4 protein-coding genes and 1 pseudogene are annotated in these 3,979 nt (G+C 64.9%); 1 reads left to right on the top strand and 4 read right to left on the bottom strand.

The window, feature by feature from the left end; all coding sequences use genetic code 11:
• The 3 genes from MOV74_RS33040 to hemH all read right to left on the bottom strand — a co-directional run.
• A partial coding sequence (locus MOV74_RS33040; RefSeq protein WP_246931187.1) for an SPFH domain-containing protein occupies positions 1 to 942 on the bottom strand: 942 nt, incomplete at its 3' end.
• A gap of 228 nt (positions 943 to 1,170) precedes the next feature.
• The gene (locus tag MOV74_RS33035; RefSeq protein ID WP_246931186.1) at positions 1,171 to 2,148 is read right to left on the bottom strand and encodes an ABC transporter substrate-binding protein; all 978 of its coding nucleotides are present in this window, start codon (positions 2,146 to 2,148) and stop codon (positions 1,171 to 1,173) included.
• Positions 2,149 to 2,158: 10 nt separating this feature from the next.
• Positions 2,159 to 3,196: a ferrochelatase gene (gene hemH / locus MOV74_RS33030; protein ID WP_246931185.1), complete on the bottom strand. Its 1,038-nt coding sequence runs from the start codon at positions 3,194 to 3,196 to the stop codon at positions 2,159 to 2,161.
• An 81-nt stretch (positions 3,197 to 3,277) separates the two neighbouring features.
• Here hemH and MOV74_RS33025 point away from each other — a divergent pair, with 81 nt between their 5' ends.
• The gene (locus tag MOV74_RS33025) at positions 3,278 to 3,676 is read left to right on the top strand and encodes an MAPEG family protein (RefSeq protein ID WP_246931184.1); all 399 of its coding nucleotides are present in this window, start codon (positions 3,278 to 3,280) and stop codon (positions 3,674 to 3,676) included.
• Between the two features lie 132 nt (positions 3,677 to 3,808).
• Here the strand turns inward: MOV74_RS33025 and MOV74_RS33020 are convergent.
• Positions 3,809 to 3,979: pseudogene (locus MOV74_RS33020) on the bottom strand (nickel transporter); the annotation flags it as partial.

Genomic DNA, 3,979 nt, shown 5'->3' with positions numbered 1-3,979 from the left:
GGGGCGGCGGGCGGCAGCAGAGGCCGCGCTCTCACCGAACGTCGCCTTGGCGATCTCGCCGATGCCGGCGAGCGAGCCGAGCATGCTCGTGGCCTCCATCGGCAGCATGATGATCTTCTGGTTCGGCGCCTCCGCGAACTGGCCGAACGCCTTGATATATTTGTCGGCGATGAAATAGTTCAACGCGGCGACGTCGCCCTTGGAAATGGCTTCGCTCACCATCTGCGTGGCTTTCGCCTCCGCCTCGGCCGAACGCTCGCGCGCCTCGGCGTCGCGGAACGCGGCTTCCTTGCGGCCCTCCGCCTGCAGGATCTGGCCCTGCTTGGCGCCCTCGGCGCGCAGGATCTCCGACTGGCGCTGGCCTTCGGCGGCGAGGATGTCGGCGCGCTTGACGCGCTCGGCCTTCATCTGACGGCCCATAGCTTCGACGAGATCGGCCGGCGGCACGATATCCTTGATCTCGATGCGGTTGACCTTCAACCCCCAGGGCGAGACCGCGGCATCCACGACGCGGAGCAGGCGCTCGTTGATCTCGTCGCGATGCGACAGCACCTGGTCGAGATCCATCGCACCCATTACCGAACGGATGTTGGTCATGGTCAGCACGGTGATGGCCTGCGTCAGGTTGGAGACCTCGTAGCTCGCCTTGGCAGCGTCGAACACCTGGTAGAAGGCGACGCCGTCCACCGTCACGGTGGCATTGTCCTTGGTGATGACTTCCTGCTCGGGAATGTCGATCACCTGCTCCATCATGTTGATCTTGCGTCCAACGCGATCGAAATAGGGCACGATCAGATTGAGCCCGGGGCTGAGCGTCTGGGTGTATTTGCCGAACCGCTCGATGGTCCAGTCATAGCCCTGCGGCACCGTCTTCACACCGGCCACCAGCGTGACGATGACGAGCAACACCAGAACAATCGCGAAAATGTCGAAACCGCTCATATATCCTCCAAGGCAGGAAAAAGACCCTTCCCGCGCTGTCATTGGTCGGGATCACAACCCTACCGGTTCAGCGGTCGCAAGTAACGTCGGTACCGGCGCAATTCTGGACAAGACGGATGGAGAGGGAGCGGTCTCGATATGTATTTGCGGAAGGCCCTTGAAAGCGCGCAGGCTCAGACCTAGCGACAAACTTAACACATCCGGCCATGGGTCCCGCTGCGGACGGCATCATTCGATGACATCGTTCGCGATTGCGAGCAGGCCCGCGGGAAGCGTGACGCCAAGCGCCTTGGCCGTCTTCAGGTTGATCGTCAGCTCGAACCTGGTCGGATTCTGGACCGGCAGATCGGCCGCCAGCGCGCCCCTGAGGATGCGGTCGATGTAGGAGGCGGCGCGGCGCAGCTGCTCGGCGCTGTCGGTGCTGTAGGACATCAGCCCGCCTTCCTCGACGAAGGTCCGGCTCCAGAACACCGCCGGCAAGCGAGCCTCGCCGATCGTCGCCAGCAGTTGCGCGCGATTGGCCATGGTGAAGAAATCAGGCAGGACCAAGAAGCCGCCGTCCTTGCGCGTAGCCAGTGCCGCGATCGAGCCGGCGTCGTTCACGGGCGCAGGCTCGACGGCCACGTGGGGCGTCTGCGCGGCGTCCTCGACCGTGCGCAGCATCAGGGGCGCGAACGGCGCGGTCTCGGGATTGTAGACGACGAACACGCGGCGAACGGGCGGCGCCACCTGCGTCAGCATCTCCAGCCATTTGCCGGCGAGCGGGCCGTCGTAATCGGTGAAACCGGTGACGTTGCCGCCGGGATGCGCGAGGTTTTCGACAAAGCCCTGGCTGACGGGATCGGTGACGACGGCGAACACAATCGGGATCGTCGTGGTGCGGCGGCGCAACTCCTCGACCGAGGGCGTGCCGATTGCGAGCAGAATGTCGGGCTTGAGCGCGATCAACTCGTCTGCGAGCTGCGCGATGCGCGCGCGGTCGCCGCCACCGCTGCGCCAGTCGATCTTGAGGTTGTCGCGCTCCTTCCAGCCGTGGCCGGCAAGCGCCTCGACCAGGACCATGCTGCGCGTCTGTCCGATCGCATCATCGGCAGCGGTGACAGAGAGTACGCCGAGCCGCCGCGTCGCGTTCGGCTGCTGCGCCAGCGCCGAGGCCGGCAGCGCCGCGATCATCCCAAGAAGCGCCAGGCACCGGCGGCGGTTCATGGGGCGCTCATCAGATCCAGCCCTGAAGCTCGCGCAGCACCAGGGTGCGGATCACGTCCATGCCCGGCTCGCTGTCGTTGAGGCAGGGGATCGCGGAAAACTGCTCGCCGCCATTGTGCTTGAAGATCTCGGCGTTCTCCTGCGCGATCTCCTCCAGCGTCTCCAGGCAGTCGGCGGCAAAGCCCGGCGTCACCACCGCGATGCGACGCAGGCCTTCCTTCGCGAGCCGCTCCATGGTCTTGTCGGTGTAGGGCTGGAGCCACTCGGCATTGCCGAAGCGCGACTGGAAGGTCAGCAGCAGCTTTGTCTCGTCCATGCCGAGCCGGCGCCGCAGTGCCTCGGTGGTGGCGATGCAGTGCTGCTGATAGGGATCGCCGTTGTCGACGTAGGATTTCGGCATGCCGTGGAAGGATGCCACGATCAGCTCAGGCTTGAACGGCAGGCTCGCCAGATGGGTCTCGATCGAGGTCGCGAGCGCCTCGATATAGGCCGCGTCCTCGTAATAAGGCGGCGTCACCCGCAACGTCGGCTGGTTGCGCAAACGGGCCAGCACGCGGAACACCTCGTCGCAGACGGTCGCCGAGGTCGAGGCGGAATATTGCGGATAGAGCGGGACCGCCAGGATGCGCTCGCAGCCTTTCGCAATCAGCGCATCGATGCCCGACTTGATGGAAGGATTGCCGTAGCGCATCGCCCAGTCCACGACGACGTGGCTGCGATCGGACAGTGCGGCGGCGAGCTTGTCGGCTTGCGACCGCGTGATGGTCTTCAGCGGCGACTCGTTCTTCTCGGTGTTCCAGATCTTCTGGTAGTCCAGCGCCTTGGTACGGGGACGGCTGCGCAGGATGATCCCGTTCAGCACGGCTTTCCAGATCAGCCCCTGGTCCTCGATGACGCGGGCGTCCGAGAGAAATTCCTTGAGATAGACCCGCACGCCCGGCGCATCGGCCGTATCCGGTGTTCCGAGATTGATCAGGAGCACGCCAACGCGCGGCAAGGCGGTTTGGGCGGCCGGTCTCGCGGCCTCGATGGGGACGACACTGGTCATGGCCCTGTGGGTCGCGCGTTGGTCCGAACTTGTCAAGGTGAGCCCGGCATCGCTAGGGTCGCACCCAGGCGGGAGGGGCTCATGACACTCGCGGAATGGTGCGTCTTTGGAGCGCTGCTGCTCTATCTGTCTACGATCGCCTCGGTCAAATGGATCAGGTTTCGCCGCTTCGACAATTCCCGGCCGCGCGACCCCGCCTTCTACGAGGACGCGCTCTCGCAGCGCGCGCTCGGCGCGCACCAGAACGGCATCGAGACGTTCCCGTTCTTCGCCTTCGCGGTGCTGCTTGCCGAATACAGGGATTCGCCGCAGCGGCTGATCGACGAGCTCGCGGCGTTGTTCCTGATCGTCCGGATCGCCTATGTGCTGACCTATCTCGGCAACCGCCCAACACTGCGCTCGATCCTCTGGACCGTCGGCTTTGCGATCAATCTCGGGATCTTCTTCATGCCGGCATTGAAGCGGTTTCTGCCGGTGTGAGGCGGCACGCATCCCTTCGACCCGTCATCCTGAGGTGCTCGCCTTGCGTGGCAAGGCGAGCACCTCAGGGCGACGGTTAGAGATAGACGCTGCTCGGAATCGAGCCGCGCTGCGTCCGGGGCACGGGTGCGGCTAAAAACACGTCGTCCGTTCGGCGGCGATGTAGCCGAATAACAGACCTGCGCCGAACAGCAGCACGACGCCCGCGGCCGCAAACTCAATGCCGCGCATGAACAGCGCACCGCCGCCATCGCGCCCGGCGCTGAGGCGGGCGGCGATGTCCTTGGCGGAGACGGCGACGAC

The sequence above is a fragment of the Bradyrhizobium sp. SHOUNA76 genome, from assembly GCF_023006445.1.
GTDB lineage: Bacteria > Pseudomonadota > Alphaproteobacteria > Rhizobiales > Xanthobacteraceae > Bradyrhizobium.
The sequence above is the reverse complement of the archived record's forward strand: the minus strand, read 5'-3'. Positions and strand labels throughout refer to the sequence as shown.